At 72.3% G+C, this 15,686-nt stretch carries 16 protein-coding genes; 10 read left to right on the top strand and 6 right to left on the bottom strand.

Translation table 11 applies throughout. The features are described from left to right. The first annotated feature begins 109 nt into the window (after positions 1–109). Positions 110–841, top strand: coding sequence for a Mut7-C RNAse domain-containing protein (locus ACIHAA_RS20310; protein ID WP_399818974.1), 732 nt, complete (start codon positions 110–112; stop codon positions 839–841). Positions 842–1,236: 395 nt separating this feature from the next. Here ACIHAA_RS20310 and ACIHAA_RS20305 read toward each other — a convergent pair whose 3' ends face one another. Further along, positions 1,237–3,264: a thioredoxin domain-containing protein gene (locus ACIHAA_RS20305; RefSeq protein WP_399818973.1), complete on the bottom strand. Its 2,028-nt coding sequence runs from the start codon at positions 3,262–3,264 to the stop codon at positions 1,237–1,239. Between the two features lie 133 nt (positions 3,265–3,397). Between ACIHAA_RS20305 and ACIHAA_RS20300 the strand changes: the two genes are divergently transcribed. Beyond that, a complete protein-coding gene (locus tag ACIHAA_RS20300) occupies positions 3,398–3,844 on the top strand; it encodes a TIGR03618 family F420-dependent PPOX class oxidoreductase (RefSeq protein WP_399818971.1) in 447 nt (148 codons plus the stop codon). A gap of 119 nt (positions 3,845–3,963) precedes the next feature. Here the strand turns inward: ACIHAA_RS20300 and ACIHAA_RS20295 are convergent, their stop codons facing one another. Both ACIHAA_RS20295 and mca read right to left on the bottom strand, forming a co-directional pair. Then, the gene (locus tag ACIHAA_RS20295) at positions 3,964–4,212 is read right to left on the bottom strand and encodes a hypothetical protein (protein ID WP_399818969.1); all 249 of its coding nucleotides are present in this window, start codon (positions 4,210–4,212) and stop codon (positions 3,964–3,966) included. A 12-nt stretch (positions 4,213–4,224) separates the two neighbouring features. Continuing rightward, the gene (gene mca / locus ACIHAA_RS20290; protein WP_399818966.1) at positions 4,225–5,097 is read right to left on the bottom strand and encodes a mycothiol conjugate amidase Mca; all 873 of its coding nucleotides are present in this window, start codon (positions 5,095–5,097) and stop codon (positions 4,225–4,227) included. A gap of 156 nt (positions 5,098–5,253) precedes the next feature. Here mca and ACIHAA_RS20285 point away from each other — a divergent pair, with 156 nt between their 5' ends. Further along, entirely contained in the window at positions 5,254–5,652 is a 399-nt protein-coding gene (locus ACIHAA_RS20285) for a DUF4307 domain-containing protein (protein WP_399818964.1), read from the top strand. A 189-nt stretch (positions 5,653–5,841) separates the two neighbouring features. Continuing rightward, on the top strand, positions 5,842–6,339 hold the full coding sequence (greA, locus tag ACIHAA_RS20280; protein WP_399818961.1) for a transcription elongation factor GreA: 498 nt from the start codon (positions 5,842–5,844) through the stop codon (positions 6,337–6,339). Positions 6,340–6,525: 186 nt separating this feature from the next. Here greA and ilvA read toward each other — a convergent pair whose 3' ends face one another. After that, positions 6,526–7,755 (bottom strand): threonine ammonia-lyase, encoded by a 1,230-nt coding sequence (gene ilvA, locus ACIHAA_RS20275; RefSeq protein WP_399818959.1) that lies wholly within the window; start codon positions 7,753–7,755, stop codon positions 6,526–6,528. 164 nt (positions 7,756–7,919) lie between these two features. Between ilvA and ACIHAA_RS20270 the strand changes: the two genes are divergently transcribed. The 3 genes from ACIHAA_RS20270 (at position 7,920) to ACIHAA_RS20260 (ending at position 9,370) form a co-directional block, all read left to right on the top strand. Continuing rightward, the gene (locus tag ACIHAA_RS20270) at positions 7,920–8,426 is read left to right on the top strand and encodes a MarR family winged helix-turn-helix transcriptional regulator (RefSeq protein WP_399819098.1); all 507 of its coding nucleotides are present in this window, start codon (positions 7,920–7,922) and stop codon (positions 8,424–8,426) included. 156 nt (positions 8,427–8,582) lie between these two features. Next, on the top strand, positions 8,583–9,125 hold the full coding sequence (locus tag ACIHAA_RS20265; protein WP_399818957.1) for a sigma factor-like helix-turn-helix DNA-binding protein: 543 nt from the start codon (positions 8,583–8,585) through the stop codon (positions 9,123–9,125). Beyond that, the gene (locus tag ACIHAA_RS20260) at positions 9,122–9,370 is read left to right on the top strand and encodes a hypothetical protein (RefSeq protein ID WP_399818955.1); all 249 of its coding nucleotides are present in this window, start codon (positions 9,122–9,124) and stop codon (positions 9,368–9,370) included. Before ACIHAA_RS20265 ends, ACIHAA_RS20260 begins: the two co-directional genes overlap by 4 nt. 113 nt (positions 9,371–9,483) lie before the next feature. Here ACIHAA_RS20260 and ACIHAA_RS20255 read toward each other — a convergent pair whose 3' ends face one another. After that, positions 9,484–10,638, bottom strand: coding sequence for a cystathionine gamma-synthase (locus ACIHAA_RS20255; RefSeq protein ID WP_399818953.1), 1,155 nt, complete (start codon positions 10,636–10,638; stop codon positions 9,484–9,486). A gap of 146 nt (positions 10,639–10,784) precedes the next feature. Here ACIHAA_RS20255 and ACIHAA_RS20250 point away from each other — a divergent pair, with 146 nt between their 5' ends. The 3 genes from ACIHAA_RS20250 (at position 10,785) to ACIHAA_RS20240 (ending at position 13,100) form a co-directional block, all read left to right on the top strand. Further along, entirely contained in the window at positions 10,785–11,903 is a 1,119-nt protein-coding gene (locus ACIHAA_RS20250; RefSeq protein ID WP_399818952.1) for a hypothetical protein, read from the top strand. A gap of 275 nt (positions 11,904–12,178) precedes the next feature. Then, positions 12,179–12,352, top strand: a complete 174-nt coding sequence (locus tag ACIHAA_RS20245; RefSeq protein WP_399818950.1) for a hypothetical protein — start codon at positions 12,179–12,181, stop codon at positions 12,350–12,352. A 25-nt stretch (positions 12,353–12,377) separates the two neighbouring features. After that, a complete protein-coding gene (locus tag ACIHAA_RS20240) occupies positions 12,378–13,100 on the top strand; it encodes a DUF2637 domain-containing protein (RefSeq protein WP_399818948.1) in 723 nt (240 codons plus the stop codon). A gap of 200 nt (positions 13,101–13,300) precedes the next feature. Here the strand turns inward: ACIHAA_RS20240 and ACIHAA_RS20235 are convergent, their stop codons facing one another. Continuing rightward, complete coding sequence (locus ACIHAA_RS20235) at positions 13,301–14,470, bottom strand: PP2C family protein-serine/threonine phosphatase (RefSeq protein ID WP_399818946.1); 1,170 nt, start codon at positions 14,468–14,470, stop codon at positions 13,301–13,303. Positions 14,471–15,686 lie beyond the last annotated feature (1,216 nt).

Genomic DNA, 15,686 nt, shown 5'->3' with positions numbered 1-15,686 from the left:
CTCGTGGCACTCGGTGCCATGCGGCGGCCGCTCCGCCGTGCGGGACCCGCCCGTGGCCGGGCCCGAAACCCGGAGGCCGCGGGCGGGTTCCGCATGTCATCCTGAGCCGGTGAACGGACCCGAGATCCATGTCGAGTTCTCCCCCGAACTGGCCGTCTTCCTCCCGCAGGCGCGCCGCGGACGCGCCACCGCGGTCGTCACCGACGGCGTCTCCACGCTCGGTCATGTCGTCGAGTCGCTGGGCGTGCCGCTGACCGAGGTCGGGACGCTCCTGGTGGACGGCAGGTCCTCGCCCTTCTCCCACATCCCGGCCGCGGGCGAACACGTCGAGGTCTGCCCGGTCGGGCGCCCGCAGGAGGTGCCCGGGGCACCGCTGCGCTTCCTGCTGGACGTCCACCTCGGCACCCTGGCCCGTCGGCTGCGGCTACTCGGCGTGGACGCGGCCTATGAGTCGACCGACATCGGCGACCCGGCCCTCGCCGCCCGCTCGGCCGCCGAGCAGCGGGTGATGCTCAGCCGCGACCGGGGCCTGCTGCGCCGCCGCGAGCTGTGGGCGGGCGCCTTCGTCTACAGCACCCAGCCGGACGAGCAGCTCCGGGACGTGCTCGACCGGTTCGCACCCGCGCTGCACCCCTGGACCCGGTGCACCGCCTGCAACGGGCTGCTGCGCGAGGCGACCAAGGACGAGGTGGCCGACCGGCTCGAACACGGCACACGTCGCTCGTACGACGTCTTCGCGTGCTGCCCCGCCTGCGGCCGCGCCTACTGGAAGGGCGCCCACCACGACCGCCTGGAGGCAATCGTGGACCGCGCACTGACGGAGTTCCCCAGCCGGGCTTAGGGGCAGGGGCGGGGGCGGGCGTGGGCCTCGGGGTCGGCATCGGCTGAGGCCGGGCGTCGGCCTTGAGCCCGGCCCGGGCGTCGCGCCTGTGGCGGGGCCGGGCGTAAGCCTCGGGCCGACGTCGGCTGGGGTCGGGCGCAGACCTCGGGGACAGGCGTAAGCCAAGGAGCCAGGGGCCAGGCGTAAGCCTCGGGCCGACATCCGCTGAGGCCGGGCCAGACCCTGGGGCCGAGCGTAGGTCTCGGGGCCGGGCGTAAGCCTCGGGGCGCGTCCGCTGAGGCCGGGCGCAGGCCCTGAAGGCAGGCCGGGCGCAGACCCTGAGGCCGGGGCGGGCGTCGGCCCTGACAGGGGGCCGGGCCGCGCGGGGGCCGGTGCCGCGGCCCGCCGCTCGCGGCTCAGTCTTCGAGTGCCCGGCGGAGCTGCCCGGGGTCCGTGGTCGGCGCCTCGCAGACGAAGTGGCGGCAGACATACGCGGTGGGGCGGCCGCCCACCGGTACCCGCTCGGCGAGGAGCGGGAACTCGTCACTGCCCGGAGTGCCCACGGCCACCACCGCGCCCGGGGCGGTGCCCAGCAAAGCCGCGCGATGCAGTGTCCTGGTCGCCGGGTCGTCGACGGCCGGACCGACGATCGCCACCTCCCGGGGGCCGTCGAGGAGCGCCTCCGCGACGGCGAGCCCCCAGCCGATGAAGCGGGGCACCCGCGGACCGAGCGCCCGGACCACACCCAACGCCCTTTCCGCGGCCGTGCGATGGGCCTCGGCGCCGGTCTGGGCGGCATAGGACAGCAGGGCGCCCGCGGCGGCGGTCCAGCCGGAGGGGGTGGCGTTGTCGGTGGGGTCCTGGGGACGGCGGATGAGCTTCTCGGCGTCGGCGGCGGTGTCGTACAACGTCCCGCTTCCGTCGGTGAACTGGGTCAGCACATGGTCGAGCAGCAGCCCGGCGAACTCCAGCCAGACGCCCTCACCGGTGACGGAGGCGAGCGCGAGGAAGCCCTCGGCGGTGTCGGCGTAGTCCTCCAGCACGCCCGCGTTGGCCCCCGCCCGGCCGTCCCGCGAGGTGCGGACGAGCCGGGCGTGCTCGTCCAGATGCAGGCGTACGAGGAGGTCGGCGGCGCCGATCGCGGCGTCCACAAGGTCCGGGCGGTCGAAGTAGGCGCCGGTCTCCGCGAGGGCGGCGACGGCCAGCCCGTTCCAGGCGGCGACCACCTTGTCGTCGCGCCCCGGGGCCGGGCGCCCGGCCCGCGCCTCGACGAGCCTGCGCCTGACGGAATCGATTCTTCCCGCGTCGGACAGGCCCTCGTCCTGCGGGAGCTGGAGGACGGACGCCCCGTGCTCGAAGGTGCCCTCCTCGGTGACGCCGAAGTACCGGGCGGCGAGCTCGGCGTCCTCGGGGCCGAGGACCTCCGCGAGCTGCGCGGGCGTCCATACGTAGAAGGCGCCCTCGGTGTGGCGGCCGCTGCCGTCGTCGCTGTCGGCGTCGAGCGCGGAGGCGAACCCGCCCTCCGGGGTGCGCAGCTCACGCACCATGAAGTCGGCGGTCTCCAGTGCGACCCGGCGGGCGAGATCGGAGCCGGTGGCCCGCCACAGATGCGCGTACACCCGGCAGAGCAGCGCGTTGTCGTAGAGCATCTTCTCGAAGTGCGGCACGACCCAGTCGCGGTCCACGGAGTAGCGGGCGAAGCCGCCGCCGAGCTGGTCGTAGATGCCACCGCGCGCCATGCGCTCACAGGTGTCCTGCGCCATCTGGAGGGCGCCCTCGGAGCCGGTGCGGGCATGGTGGCGCAGGAGGAACTCCAGGACCATGGACGGCGGGAACTTGGGGGCGCCGCCGAAGCCGCCGCGCTGCGGGTCGTACTCACGGGTGAGGCCGAGCAGGGCCTGGGCGAGTTCCTCCTCGCCGGGGGTGCGGGTGTCGCCGTACTGGAACTCCCGCCCGGCGAGATCCCGCACGATCTTCCCGGCGACCTCGCCCACTTCCTCCCGGCGGTCGGCCCACGCCTGCTGGACCCCCTGGAGCACCTGCTGGAAGGAGGGCATGCCGTGGCGGGGGGCGGGCGGGAAGTACGTGCCGAAGTAGAAGGGCTCGGCGTCCGGGGTGAGGAAGACGGTCATGGGCCAGCCGCCCTGACCGGTGGCCGCCTGGACGGCCTCCATGTACACGGCGTCGACGTCGGGCCGCTCCTCGCGGTCGACCTTGACACTGACGAAGTGCTCGTTGAGGTAGGCCGCGGTCTCCGGGTCCTCGAAGGATTCGTGCGCCATGACATGACACCAGTGGCACGCGGAGTAACCGACCGACAGCAGCACGGGTACATCACGCCGCCGCGCTTCCTCGAAGGCCTCCGGCGTCCAGGGCCACCAGTCGACGGGATTGTCGGCGTGCTGAAGCAGATACGGCGAGGTCACACCAGCCAACCGGTTCATACGGCCCAGCCTCTCACAGCGCCCAACCCGTTCGCGGAGCCCGCACGGGCTCTGCCTCACCTGGCCGAACCGCGCTCATGAGCCGTCATCTGACGGGACAGCACAAGTGGATCATGGTTGGTAGCCTCGCGGGATGACTGCGACATTCGACGACGCCGTCCGCGCTCGGCTGCAAGCTCCCAATATCTGGTACGTCGGCACCGTTTTTGCCGATGGAGCACCGCAGGTCAGCCCGATGTGGGTGGATCTGGAGGGGGAGGGGGAACTGATGTTCAACACCTCGGTGGGGCGGGTGAAGGAGGAGAACCTGCGCCGCGACCCCCGCGTGTATCTCTCGCACGCGGACGCCGCCGACCCCTTTGACCGCGTACAGATCAGCGGTGTGGTGTCACGGTTCATCGAGGGGGCGGAGGCCCACGACCGGATGGACCGGCTGGCCCGCAAATACCTGGGCAGCGAGCGCTTCGAGTGGATCATGCCCGGCGAGCAGCGGGTCGCGGTGGTCGTGCGTCCGCTCAAGGTGCGGCACATCGTCGGGGTGGAGCGTTTCCGGCCGGGCGGGCCCGTCCCCGCTGCGTGACCCGCGCCCCCCGACAAGGAGGAAGCGGGCACGTCCGGGCAGCACGGAACGGTCCGGCGGTGCCGAGGCGGAGGGGGACCGTTCGCGGCACCGCGGGACCGGTGGGGCAGGGGCGGGGGTCAGCCCTGCTGGGCCTCGGGGGTGCCCGGGCCCTTCTTCGCGGCGCCCGCGTCTGCGGTGTCGGGCTCCTCGAAGTCGACCTTGCCCATGTGCTTGCTCATGGACTTCATCAGACGCCACACGGCCAGCGCCATCGCCGCGAAGACGATGAAGCCGAGGACGCCGGGGGTGACCTTGTTCTCGTCCACCTCGGCGAGGGGGAGCAGGTGCGTCACTGCCAGGCTCACGCTTGCACTCATGTCAGGCATTGTCCCTCAGGGCTAGCGGATGCCTGCAAAGAGGTCGTCCTCCGGCAGCGAGGTGTCCACGAGCGACTTCGCCAGCTCGTACTCCTCCGTCGGCCAGACCTCCTTCTGGAGCTCCATCGGGACGCGGAACCAGCCGCCGTCGGGGTCGATCTGGGTGGCGTGCGCGATCAGCGCCTTGTCACGGGTCTCGAAGAAGTCCGCGCACGGAACATGGGTGGTCAGGGTGCGCTCGACACGCTCGAACTCGTCCCACCGCTTGAGCCAGTCCCCGTAGGGCGACTCCAGGCCGCGGTCCAGCAGCGCCTGGTGCAGGGCCTCGGTGCGGGGGCGGTTGAAGCCCTGGTTGTAGTAGAGCTTCAGCGGCTGCCACGCCGGGCCGAACTCCGCCTCCGGATAGGTCTCGGTGTCCGCCGCGCCCTCGAACGCCACCATCGAGATCTTGTGGGTCATGATGTGGTCGGGGTGCGGGTAGCCGCCGTTCTCGTCATAGGTGGTGATCACCTGGGGACGGAACGCGCGGATCTTGCGGACCAGCTCCCCGGCCGCCTTGTCGACGTCCTCCAGGGCGAAGCAGCCCTCGGGAAGCGGAGGCAGCGGGTCGCCCTCGGGCAGGCCGGAGTCGACGAAGCCCAGCCACTCCTGGCGGACGCCGAGGATCTCCCTCGCCTCGTCCATCTCCTTCTTGCGCACCTCGTGGATGTGCTCCTCGATGTAGGTGTCGCCCTGGAGCTTGGGATTGAGGATGGAGCCGCGTTCCCCGCCCGTGCAGGTCACGACCAGCACGTCCACCCCCTCGGACACGTACTTGGCCATGGTGGCCGCGCCCTTGCTCGACTCGTCGTCGGGGTGGGCGTGGACAGCCATCAGTCGCAGTTGGTCAGTCAAGACTCGATCCTCAGTAACTCGGCAAGTCGGCGCCCGTGTGAATCGGCGTATCGGGCGGCTTCTATAGTGACCGAATCGGGGGGCGAATAATTCCGGGTCCGATCCCGGAGAGCCCCTTCCGGGACGTTTGCCCCGGTTCCTGCCGAGAGGACTGTGATGAGTACGGCGAGCACGCGACTGCCCGAAGGCCGCTACGGCCGCTCCGGGGACGAGCGCGCCGACCGCACCCTCCGCATCACCGGCGGTGTGCTGGGCGCGCTGCTGCTCGTGGTCGTCGGCTGGTTCGCGTACCACTATGTAGTGGAGAACAAGATCAGCGCCGAGGTGATCACCTTCGACACCTCCGCGGACGCGGTCAAGATCCACCTTGAGGTCCACAAGGACGCGGACACGAACGGCTACTGCACCGTGCGCTCCCAGTCGGCGGACGGCGCCGAGGTGGGCCGCGCCGACTTCCGGTTCGACGGCCGCTCGACGCGCATCGACCGGGTGGTCACGCTCCGGACCACCGCCAGGGGCACCACGGCGGAGCTGCTCGGCTGCCACGCCGACTGACGGCGACTGGCGTCGACTGACGCCGGCCCGCGTCACACCCCCGCTGACCTGCGTTGTCGCAATTCTGATGGCTTATGTCCTCCCCCTTTTGCCGCTGAATTGTTAGGCTCGTGGTTTCGCCCACCTGTGAAGGCACATTCTTCTGGGTAGGGCGATGCTTTGTATTCCCAGTACCGACGAGGAGCACCCGTGACCCAGACCAGCGAGAACGTCACCTGGCTGACTCAGGAGGCGTACAACCAGCTCAAGGCCGAGCTGGAGTACCTTTCTGGTCCCGCGCGCTCGGAGATCACGGCGAAGATCGCCGCCGCGCGCGAGGAGGGCGACCTGCGCGAGAACGGCGGGTACCACGCGGCCAAGGAGGAGCAGGGCAAGCAGGAGCTCCGGGTGCGCCAGCTGACCCAGCTCCTGGAGAACGCCAAGGTCGGCGAGGCTCCCGCCGCCGACGGCGCCGTGGCGCCCGGCATGGTCGTGACCATCGCCTTCGACGGTGACGAGGACGACACCATGGCCTTCCTGCTGGCGTCCCGCGAGTACGCGAGCTCCGACATCGAGACCTACTCGCCGCAGTCCCCGCTGGGGTCGGGCGTGATCGGCAAGAAGGTCGGCGAGGACGCCGAGTACGAGCTGCCGAACGGCAAGAAGGCCGCGGTGAAGATCCTGAAGGCCGAGCCGTACTCCGGCTGACGAGCCCCGCCCCGGCCGAGAACCGGGACCCCACGCGACCCCGGCGCCGCTCAGGCGCCGGGGTCGCGTCGTACCGCCCCCACCCCCGGAGCGGGCCCGGCGGCGTACGGCCCCCACCCCCGGAGCGGGCCCGGCGGCGTACGGCCGCAGATCGGGTCCGGCGGCCGGTGGCCGTGCGACCGGGACTCAGTCGATGACCGTGTACCCGGCCTCCCGCAGGGCCCGGTCGACCTCCGCGCAGTGGGCCGGGCCCTTGGTCTCCAGGTGCAGTTCCACCTCGGCCTCGGTGAGCCCCAGCCGCGGGTCGGTGCGCACATGGCTGACGTCCAGGACGTTCGCGTCCGCCGCCGACAGCACCCCGAGCAGCCCGGCCAGCACCCCGGGCCGGTCCGTCAGCCGCAGCCGTACGGCCAGATAGCGGCCCTGGGCGGCCATGCCGTGCCGTAGCACGCGCTGGAGCAGCACCGGGTCGACATTGCCGCCGGACAGCACCGCCACGACCGGGCCCTCTACCTCGCCGAGGCCGCCGAGGAGCGCCGCGACGGGGCTCGCCCCGGCCGGCTCGACGACCAGCTTGGCGCGCTCCAGACACAGCAGCAGCGCGGTGGACAGCTGGGCCTCGGTGACCGTGCGGACCTCGTCCACCAGCTCCCTGACGATCCCGAACGGGACATCGCCCGGGCGTCCCACCTTGATGCCGTCGGCCATCGTCACCGGGTTCTCGATCGCCAGGGGCCGTCCGGCCGCCAGCGAGGGCGGGTACGCGGCCGAGCCCTCGGCCTGCACACCGATGATCCGCACGTCGGGGCGCAGTTCCTTCACCGCGACCGCGATACCGGCCGCGAGCCCGCCGCCGCCGATCCCGACGACGATCGTGCGCACCTGCGGGCACTGCTCCAGGATCTCCAGGCCGACCGTGCCCTGGCCCGCGATGATGTCGGGATGGTCGAAGGGGTGGATGAACACCGCGCCCGTCTCGGCCGCGTACTCCTCGGCCGCGGCCAGCGTCTCGTCGACGACCTGGCCGTGCAGCCGCACCTCGGCGCCGTAGTCCTGGGTGGCGCTGATCTTGGGCAGCGGCGCGCCCTTCGGCATGAACACGGTGGCGTGCACCCCGAGCAGCGACGACGCCAGCGCCACGCCCTGCGCGTGGTTCCCGGCGCTCGCGGCCACCACACCGGCGGCCCGCTCCTCCGGCAGCAGCCCGGCGATCCGCACATAGGCGCCGCGCAGCTTGAAGGACCCGGCCCGCTGGAGGTTCTCGCACTTGAGCTGCACCGGAACACCGAGCAGCCCGGACAGATATCTGCTGCCCTCCATGGCGGTGACGCGCGCCACGCCCGAGAGCATTTTCTGAGCGCCTCGTACGTCGTCCAGCGTCACCGACGACAGAGGGGCGGCCGTGCTGTACCTCATGACCACCAGTCTCGCAGTTCACGCCCGTCCGGGCCGGGTGTGACCAAGGCGCGGGACGGGTTTGGGCAGCCCCAGTACGGCCCGCGCCCCGGCCGCGTACCCTGTCCCCCAACCCCGCTCCCCACGCATGAAGTGAGCCTCCGGCCATGCCCACAACGCCTGATATGTCGATGGACATGACGACCGTCGCTGATCCCGGTCTTCTGGACACGTTGCAGCACGAGGTCGCGGTGTTCGCACGCCGTGCCGAACAGACGCGGCTCGGCGGGGTCGGTCAGGTGCGCAATTCCATGGACCGCGCCGCGTATCTGCTGCTCAATCGCCTCGACAAGGAGGGTCCGATGGGCGTCAAGGCGCTCGCGGCGAGCATGGGCATCGACTCCTCGACGGTGACCCGGCAGGTGGCCCCGCTGGTCGACACCGGTCTCGTCAAGCGCACCTCGCACCCGGAGGACGGCCGCGCCGTGGTGCTCCAGCTCTCCCCGCGCGGGCTGACGCGGCTGGAGGAAGTGCGTTCCTCCAGGCGCCAGTTGATGGCCGAGCTGACGCACGACTGGACGCCGGAGGAGCGCGAGGAGTTCTGCGGTCTCCTCACCCGTTTCAACACGGCCCTCTCCACCCGGCAGTCCGCCCAGGGGCTCCCGGTGGCGGAGTCGCGGCCGGTGTCCTGACGCCGCCGGGGGCGTACGACTGGGCGAAGGGGGTGCGTCCCGGCTCTTGACCGGGGCGCGCGACCGGTTTCCCATGAGACCGGGTGCCTGTCGTACGGAGTCGTACGGGCCGGATCCCAGGGTTTGCTTCGGGTTCACCCTCGGGCAGGAGGCGCGGTGCGAGAACGGCGTGTGATCCAATCCGCCCGCCGGGAAAGGGAGTTCGAGGCCTTTGTGGCGGGTGCCTCCGGGCGGCTGCTGCATGCCGCCACCCTGCTGACCGCCGAGGCTCCCCGCGACAATCCGCGCGCCCGGCGCCTGCTGATCCTGGCCCTCGCCGAGACCTACGCCTCCTGGGAGCGGCTGCACGGCGAGGACCCCTACGACCTGGCCCGCCGTCGGCTCGCCACCCGCTTCGCGCACACGGTCTGGCACCGGTACGGACCGCTCGGCCGCCACCGGCCCGCCCCGGGCAGCGTCCTCTCCGCTCTGGCTCCCCAGGAACGGCTGGTCCTCGTCCTCCGGCTCTACGAGGGTGTCGCCGAGGAACAGACGGCGGCACTGCTGGGCCTGCCCGCCGACCGGGTCCGCGGCCTGTGCGCCCGCGCCACGGCGACGCTCCTCCACCCGCCGAAGGGTCCGGCTCCCGCAGGGCCGGGGGCGGGGGTGACTCCGTCGTCCGTGGTGCGGGGCGGGGCGCTGGAGGGAGGGGGCCGGTGAATCTGCCCGAGCGGGAGGCCGCCGTACGGCGGCTGCTGGAGCGGACGCCGCCGCCGGTGCCGTCCGGTCTGCACGCGGAGGCGGTCCGGCGCGGCGGCCGTATGCGGCGCCGCAGGGCAGCGGCACGCCGTCTGCTGTGGCTGGCGCTGCTCGCCGCGGCCGTCGCCTTCCTGGTCTGGGCGTCGGTCGCGCGCCCCTGGGTGGAACCGCCGTCGACGACGACTCCGCCGATCAGCGACTGGTGAGGCCGGGGCGTCGGCCCGGGCCCCCGGTCGGGCCTGGGACCCGGGACCGCACCAGGTGACCGGCCGCCCCGCCCGGCGGGTGTGCGGCGGGCGGGGCGGCCGGTCGTCCCGTATCAGCCCAGCGCCTGCTGGAGGTCTTCCAGGAGGTCGTCCACGTTCTCGATGCCCACCGACAGGCGGACCAGGTCGGCGGGGACCTCCAGGGCCGAGCCGGCCGTGGAGGCGTGGGTCATGCGTCCCGGGTGCTCGATCAGCGACTCGACACCGCCGAGGGACTCGCCCAGGGTGAACACCTTCGCGCGATTGCAGACCTGGACCGCCGCCTCCTCGCCGCCCTCGACGCGGAAGGAGATCATGCCGCCGAACGCCCTCATCTGCTTCGCGGCCACCTCGTGCCCGGGGTGCTCCGGCAGCCCCGGGTAGAGCACGCTGGTGACGCGCGCGTGCCGGGTGAGCATGTCGGCGATCTTCGTCGCGTTCTCGCTGTGCCGGTCCATGCGGACGGCGAGCGTCTTGGTGCCGCGCAGCACCAGCCAGGAGTCGAAGGGGCCGGCGACGGCGCCCATCGCGTTCTGGTGGAACGCGAGCTGCTCGCCCAGCTCCTGGTCGTTCACGATCAGCGCACCGCCGACGACGTCGGAGTGGCCGCCCATGTACTTGGTGAGGGAGTGCAGGACGACGTCCGCGCCGAGCGACAGCGGCTGCTGGAGGTAGGGGGTGGCGAAGGTGTTGTCGACGACGAGCCGGGCGCCCGCCTCATGGGCGACCTGGGCCACGGCGGCGATGTCGGTGATGCCGAGCAGCGGGTTGGAGGGGGTCTCCACCCACACGGCCTTGGTCTTCGGGGTGAGGGCGGCCCGTACGGCGGACGGATCGCTGGTGTCGGCGACCGACCACTCCACCCCCCACCGGGAGACGACCTTGGCGAACAGGCGGAACGTGCCGCCGTACGCGTCGTTCGGGATGACCACGTGGTCCCCGGGGCCGAGCAGCGTACGCAACAGGCAGTCCTCGGCCGCCAGTCCCGACGCGAAGGCGAGGCCGCGGCTGCCGCCCTCCAGGGCGGCGAGGTTCTCCTCCAGGGCGGTCCGGGTGGGGTTGGCGCTGCGGCTGTACTCGTAGCCGCCGCGCAGGCCGCCGACGCCGTCCTGCTTGTAGGTGGAGACCTGGTAGATCGGCGGGACGACCGCACCGGTCAGGGGGTCGGCGGTGTTCCCCGCGTGAATCGCGAGGGTCTCAAAGTGTTCGCTGATGTGCCTGTCACTCATGAGCACCGAGGGTAGTGCGCCAAGGGCCCGGATGGGATGACGGGCACATGACGTAAATATCGGTGCGGGGCGGCCCGCGCGGTGAGTTTTCCACAGGTTCCGCGACGGGTTGGCGCGGAATCCGGCTCGTCTGGTTCGCTTGAGGCATGGCGATTCTCTGGGTCCTGATGGCGCTGGCCCTGTTCAGCATGGTTCTGCTGCCCGTCCTCAAGCGCGGCCGGTCGGGCATTCAGCAGGTCGCGCCGGGCGACCCGGACGCGGCGGACCCGGCGGACTACGGCTTTGCGCGACAGGAGGAGCTGGACATCCGGATGCCGGGCCCCGACCAGGATCTGCTGGACGTCCTGGACGTGGTGCAGCACACCCAGGACTACCGCGCGGCGGCCCAACTGCTGGCCGGGACGGAGGCGGCGGGCGAGACGCGCTGGCAGCGGGTGCAGGCCTTCGCGGGAGCCGCGTCCCTGGAGCTCCAGCAGCGGCCCGGCGGGGTGAGCGAGACGCCGGGCGGCCAGTGGCTGCGGGTGTGGAGGGCCGAGGACCCGAAGGACGCGGGCGGTGCGGCGGTCCACGCGGAGTTCCTGGTGCAGCAGGCGTGGCGTACGTCGACCCCGGGGAGCGACGACTTCCGGATCATCATGGAGGAGGCGAGGTCGGCGTGCGGGGAGGCGGCGCTGCTGGCCCCCGGTGACCCGGTCCCGTACATCGTCGAGCTGTCGGTCGCCCGCGGACTGGGCTACTCGCAGCCGGAGTTCGAGCAGCTGTGGCTGAAGATACTCGACCGTGCGCCCGCCCATATGGGAGCCCATCTGGCGGCCCTGCACTACTGGTGCGAGAAGTGGCACGGCTCACGGGAGCTGGCGTACTCCTTCGCGGAGGCGGCCGCGGCCCGGGCACCGCGCGGCTCGCTGCTGGCCGCGATGCCCCTCTTCGCGGTTTTCGAGCACCTGCCCGAGGTGAACCTGGTGAGCGGTTTCCACCGCAGTGAGGTCGTGACCAGGGCGGTCCACGGCGCGCTCTACGCCGTCCAGTCGGCTCGCGCCGACGACCCGATGCTCGCCCATGTCCGCCACCTGCTGGTGTTCTTCCTCGTCCAGGGCGAGCGCTGGGCGGAGGCGATGGCCCAGCTGGTCCACATCGACGGCCATGTGGGCGCGCTGCCCTGGACCCTGACGGCGGACCCGGCCGCGGACTACACGGTGTACCGGGCCCTGGCGGTGGCGGGCTTCGAGGCCAACGGCGGCAGCCCGGCCACACTCCCCCACTGAGACCGCACGACGCCGGGCCCCGGCTCCCGGTCGCCCGCGTCCGGGTCCGGGTCCGGGTCCGGGTCCGGGTCCGGGTCCGGGTCCGGGTCCGGGTCCGGGTCCGGGTCCGGGTCCGGGCTGCACAGCAGTAAATGCCATGACGGATATATATGGTTGGACGCCTATGGGGAATTACGCCGGGCGGGTACGGTCATCCGACTGGAGGAACGTTTCTTCATCATTCCATTCCCTCGAATGCCGGATAGCCCGGGGCGGTTGGCGCTCGTTAGGTCATCGTGACTTGGAACGAACCCGAAGATCAGATCCCCGCCAGGACCGGGGCCGCATGGCATGACTCGGTGATCGGCGAACTGCGCGTCAAGGGCTGCTCGGATCTTCTCGAGGACTTCCTCAAGAAGATCGGCCAGATGGAAAATGAATACCTGCGCGCTTTCAACGGAACCGCCTGAGCGAGGGGCGCGGAGGAGCTAGAGAATGGACAGGCTTCAAGGCGAGCCGAGCCTCTACGACATTCAGTTCGCGCTGCGGACGGACTACGATCCGCTGGCGCAGACGGCCTACGAGGTCGGCCCCTTCGACGTGCGCCCCGTCTGGAGCGCCTCCGGCCCGGACATCGGGCCGAGCGGCTGGGACCCGGACGAGGAACTGGCCCAGATGCTGTCCACCGTGACCGCCCCGGCCCCCGCTCCGGTCACACTCGACGGGCACCATCGGCACCGGAGCGAGCGGCGGCGGCCCCGCCCGGCGCCCCATGTCCTCGACAGCGGTCAGCCGATCACTCCGATCACCCTCCTGGTCGCCACGATCGCCGCGTGCTCCGTGGCCCTGCTGGGGTGGTCCACCGCCTATTCGTACGGCCAGTTGCGCGCCATCGCCGCGACGGTGCTTCCGTCGCCCCTGGCGCAGTGGTGGCCGCTGACGGTGTACGGACCGTGGTTCGTGGCGGCCCTCTCCATTCTGCGCGCGGCGCTCCAGCACCGGACCGCCCGCCGTTCCTGGGGGGTCATCGTGGTCGCCTCCGCCACCGCGGCGGCCCTCTGCATCAGCCACTCCTCGTACTCGACGCTCTCCATGGTGATCGTCGGCATCCCGCCGATCACGGCCCTGGTCTGCTTCCGGGAACTCGTCGGCCAGGTCTCGTCCAAGTACCGCCCGCGCCATGCCGCGCACGGCAAGGAGCCCGCCCACGGCGGGTGAACGCCGGGGCGGCCGCCTTCGACCGGCCCGCCGTCCGTATCCCCGCCCCGATGGTGGCCCGGGGATACGGACGGCGGGCCGACTCGCGTCGGGCGGGTCCCTCCTGCTCGCTGTCTGCCCGCTGTCTGTTGGGATCGTGCCGCTGTCTGTTGGGATCGTGCTCGGCGCCGGGTGTGCGCGGCAGGTGTCCGGTCCGTGTGTCAGCCGGTGAGCTCGGTGGGGAGGCGGTATGCCGCCATGGCGGCGGTGTCGTCGTCGAGGTTTCCGCCGCTGAAGTCGATGAGGTCCCGGTGCAGACACGCGAGGAGGTCCTGCGGCGCCATGGGCCCCCAGGAGCGGACGCGGTCCAGGAGCGGGTAGAAGGACCCTTCGGGAGCGCGGGTCTCGGTTACTCCGTCGGTGTAGAGCAGCAGTTGGTCGCCGGGGCTGAAGGGCGCCACGTCCATGTGGTAGCTGTCCCCGACCATCACACCGATGTTGATGGGCGGCGACGGATCGGTCGGCTCCAGTTCGGTGACCCCGTCGCGGCCGAAGTGCAGGGGCGGCGGATGGCCGCAGTTGACGATGTGGACCACCTGCTCGTGCTCCGGGATCTCCGCGAACACCGCGGTGACGAAGCGCTCCGCCACCTCGTCGCCCTCCAGTTGTTCGGCCCGGCGGGTCATGCTCCGCTCCACCCGGCGCGCCACCCCGGACAGATCGGGTTCGTCATGGGCGGCCTCGCGGAAGGCGCCGAGCATGGTCGCGGCCGTCTCCACCGCGACGAGACCCTTGCCCCGCACATCGCCGATGAGCAGGCGTACCCCGTAGGCGGTGAGCACCGCCTCGTAGAGGTCACCGCCGATGCGGGCCTCCGCGGCGGCGGAGAGGTAGAGCGTGTCGATGGACACCTGGCCGAGGCGTCGGGGGACCGGGCGCAGTAAAACCCTCTGCGCGGCTTCGGCGACGGAGCGCACGGTGGCGAGGGTGCGTTCCCGGCGCATTCGGGTGGCGGCCAGAAAGGTGCCGAGCATCCCGACGAGCGCGGTGGAGATGTAGCTCGCCACGTAGTGGCGCTCGCCGACATAGCCGACGGCCCGGCCCGCGCAGCAGGGGGTGCCCGCCAGGACGGCTTCGAAGGCGACGGCGAAGACCGTGACCGCGGCGACGAAGACGGGGCCGTGGGCGTAGGCGGAGACCACGGGGAGGGCGATCAGCAGAAAGCTCACCGGCCACTGCACGGGGGTGATCGGTTCGAGGATCAGCAGCCCCACCACATAGAGGGCGGGCAGCCAGCGCAGCCATACGGGGGGCGCGGGCACCCGCAGGTCCGTGCTGCTCACCTTGGACGTCCGGCGGCTGTCGGCCCGGCGGCGGGCCAGCCACCTCATGGCGCGTTCCGGCGGGGGCGACGGGACGGCAGGGGGGATGCGGAGGGACCTAGGGGGGACGCGGAGGGACGCAGGGGGGACGCGGAGCGGCGCAGGGGGGATGCGTCGGATTCGGAGGGGGCCAGGGGGGATCCGGAGGGGCGCAGGGGGGTGTGAGGGGGGTCCGGTCGGACGTCGCGGCGGATCCACTCACACGGCCTGTGCACGAGAACTCCTGGCAGGGGCTTGATCACCGGCCGGGGAGGGCCGAGGACGGCGAGTCGGCGGCGGCTGCCGGACGGATGCGGCGGCCGCCGCGAGTTCGGGGGGCCTGTGACCGTATCAACGTATTCGTCCCCCCGAGGTCCGGACACGCTGCGACCGGCCGAACGGCCCTCTCGCTCAGGGCGGGTGCAGCTCAACGGTCCCGGGCGGGACCGGGCCCCCATCCGGCCGGTCCCCCATCCGGTCGTCCCCGTCCGGTCGGCTCCCCTACGGCAGGGAGCCACCGGACCACCTGCCGGGACCGGCCACCGGCCAACCGTGCCCCCGCCCGACCGGGAGCCGAGCCACCGCCCGACCGGGAGCCGAGCCATCGGCCGAGACCGGCCACCAACCCCGGACGGGCCCGGGCCACCGGCCGAGGCGAGGCTGTCGGCGAGGCGCGGCCACCCGCCCGGGCCGGGCTCCCGGCCAGAACTGGGCGGAACCCGGTCGGCCTGCCGCCCCGGCGGGGGCCTGGGCCAACCGCCAGAGCCGGGCCGACCGCCGGGAGCGCGACCTCCGCAAGGGCCCTCCTATCTGCAAAGGCAGGCCTACCGGCCGGGACCCGGGCAGAAACCGGTCGGCCTGCCGCCCCGGCGGGGGCCTGGCCACCCCCCAAGGCCCTGCCATCCGCAAGAGCCCTGCTATCCCCAAGGGCAGGCCTATGGGCCGGAACCCAGGCGGAACCCGGTCGGGCTGCCGACCCGGCGGGGCCCTGGGCCACCCGCCAGGGCCAGGCCACCCGCCAGAAGTGCGCCATCCACAGGGGCGGGCCTACCGGCCGGAACCCAGGCAGAACCCAGCCGGAACCCAGGCGAGCTGCCGACCCGGCGGGGGTCCGGGCCAACCCCCAGGGCCAAGCCGACCGCCAGGGCCGAGCCCACCCGCCAGGGCCGAGCCCACCCGCCAGGGCCGGGCCACCCGCCAGGGCCGAGCCCACCCGCCAGGGCCGAGCCGACCGCCAGGGCCGGGC

This window comes from Streptomyces sp. NPDC052040 (genome assembly GCF_044548405.1).
Classification (GTDB): Bacteria; Actinomycetota; Actinomycetes; order Streptomycetales; family Streptomycetaceae; genus Streptomyces.
The sequence above is the reverse complement of the archived record's forward strand: the minus strand, read 5'-3'. Positions and strand labels throughout refer to the sequence as shown.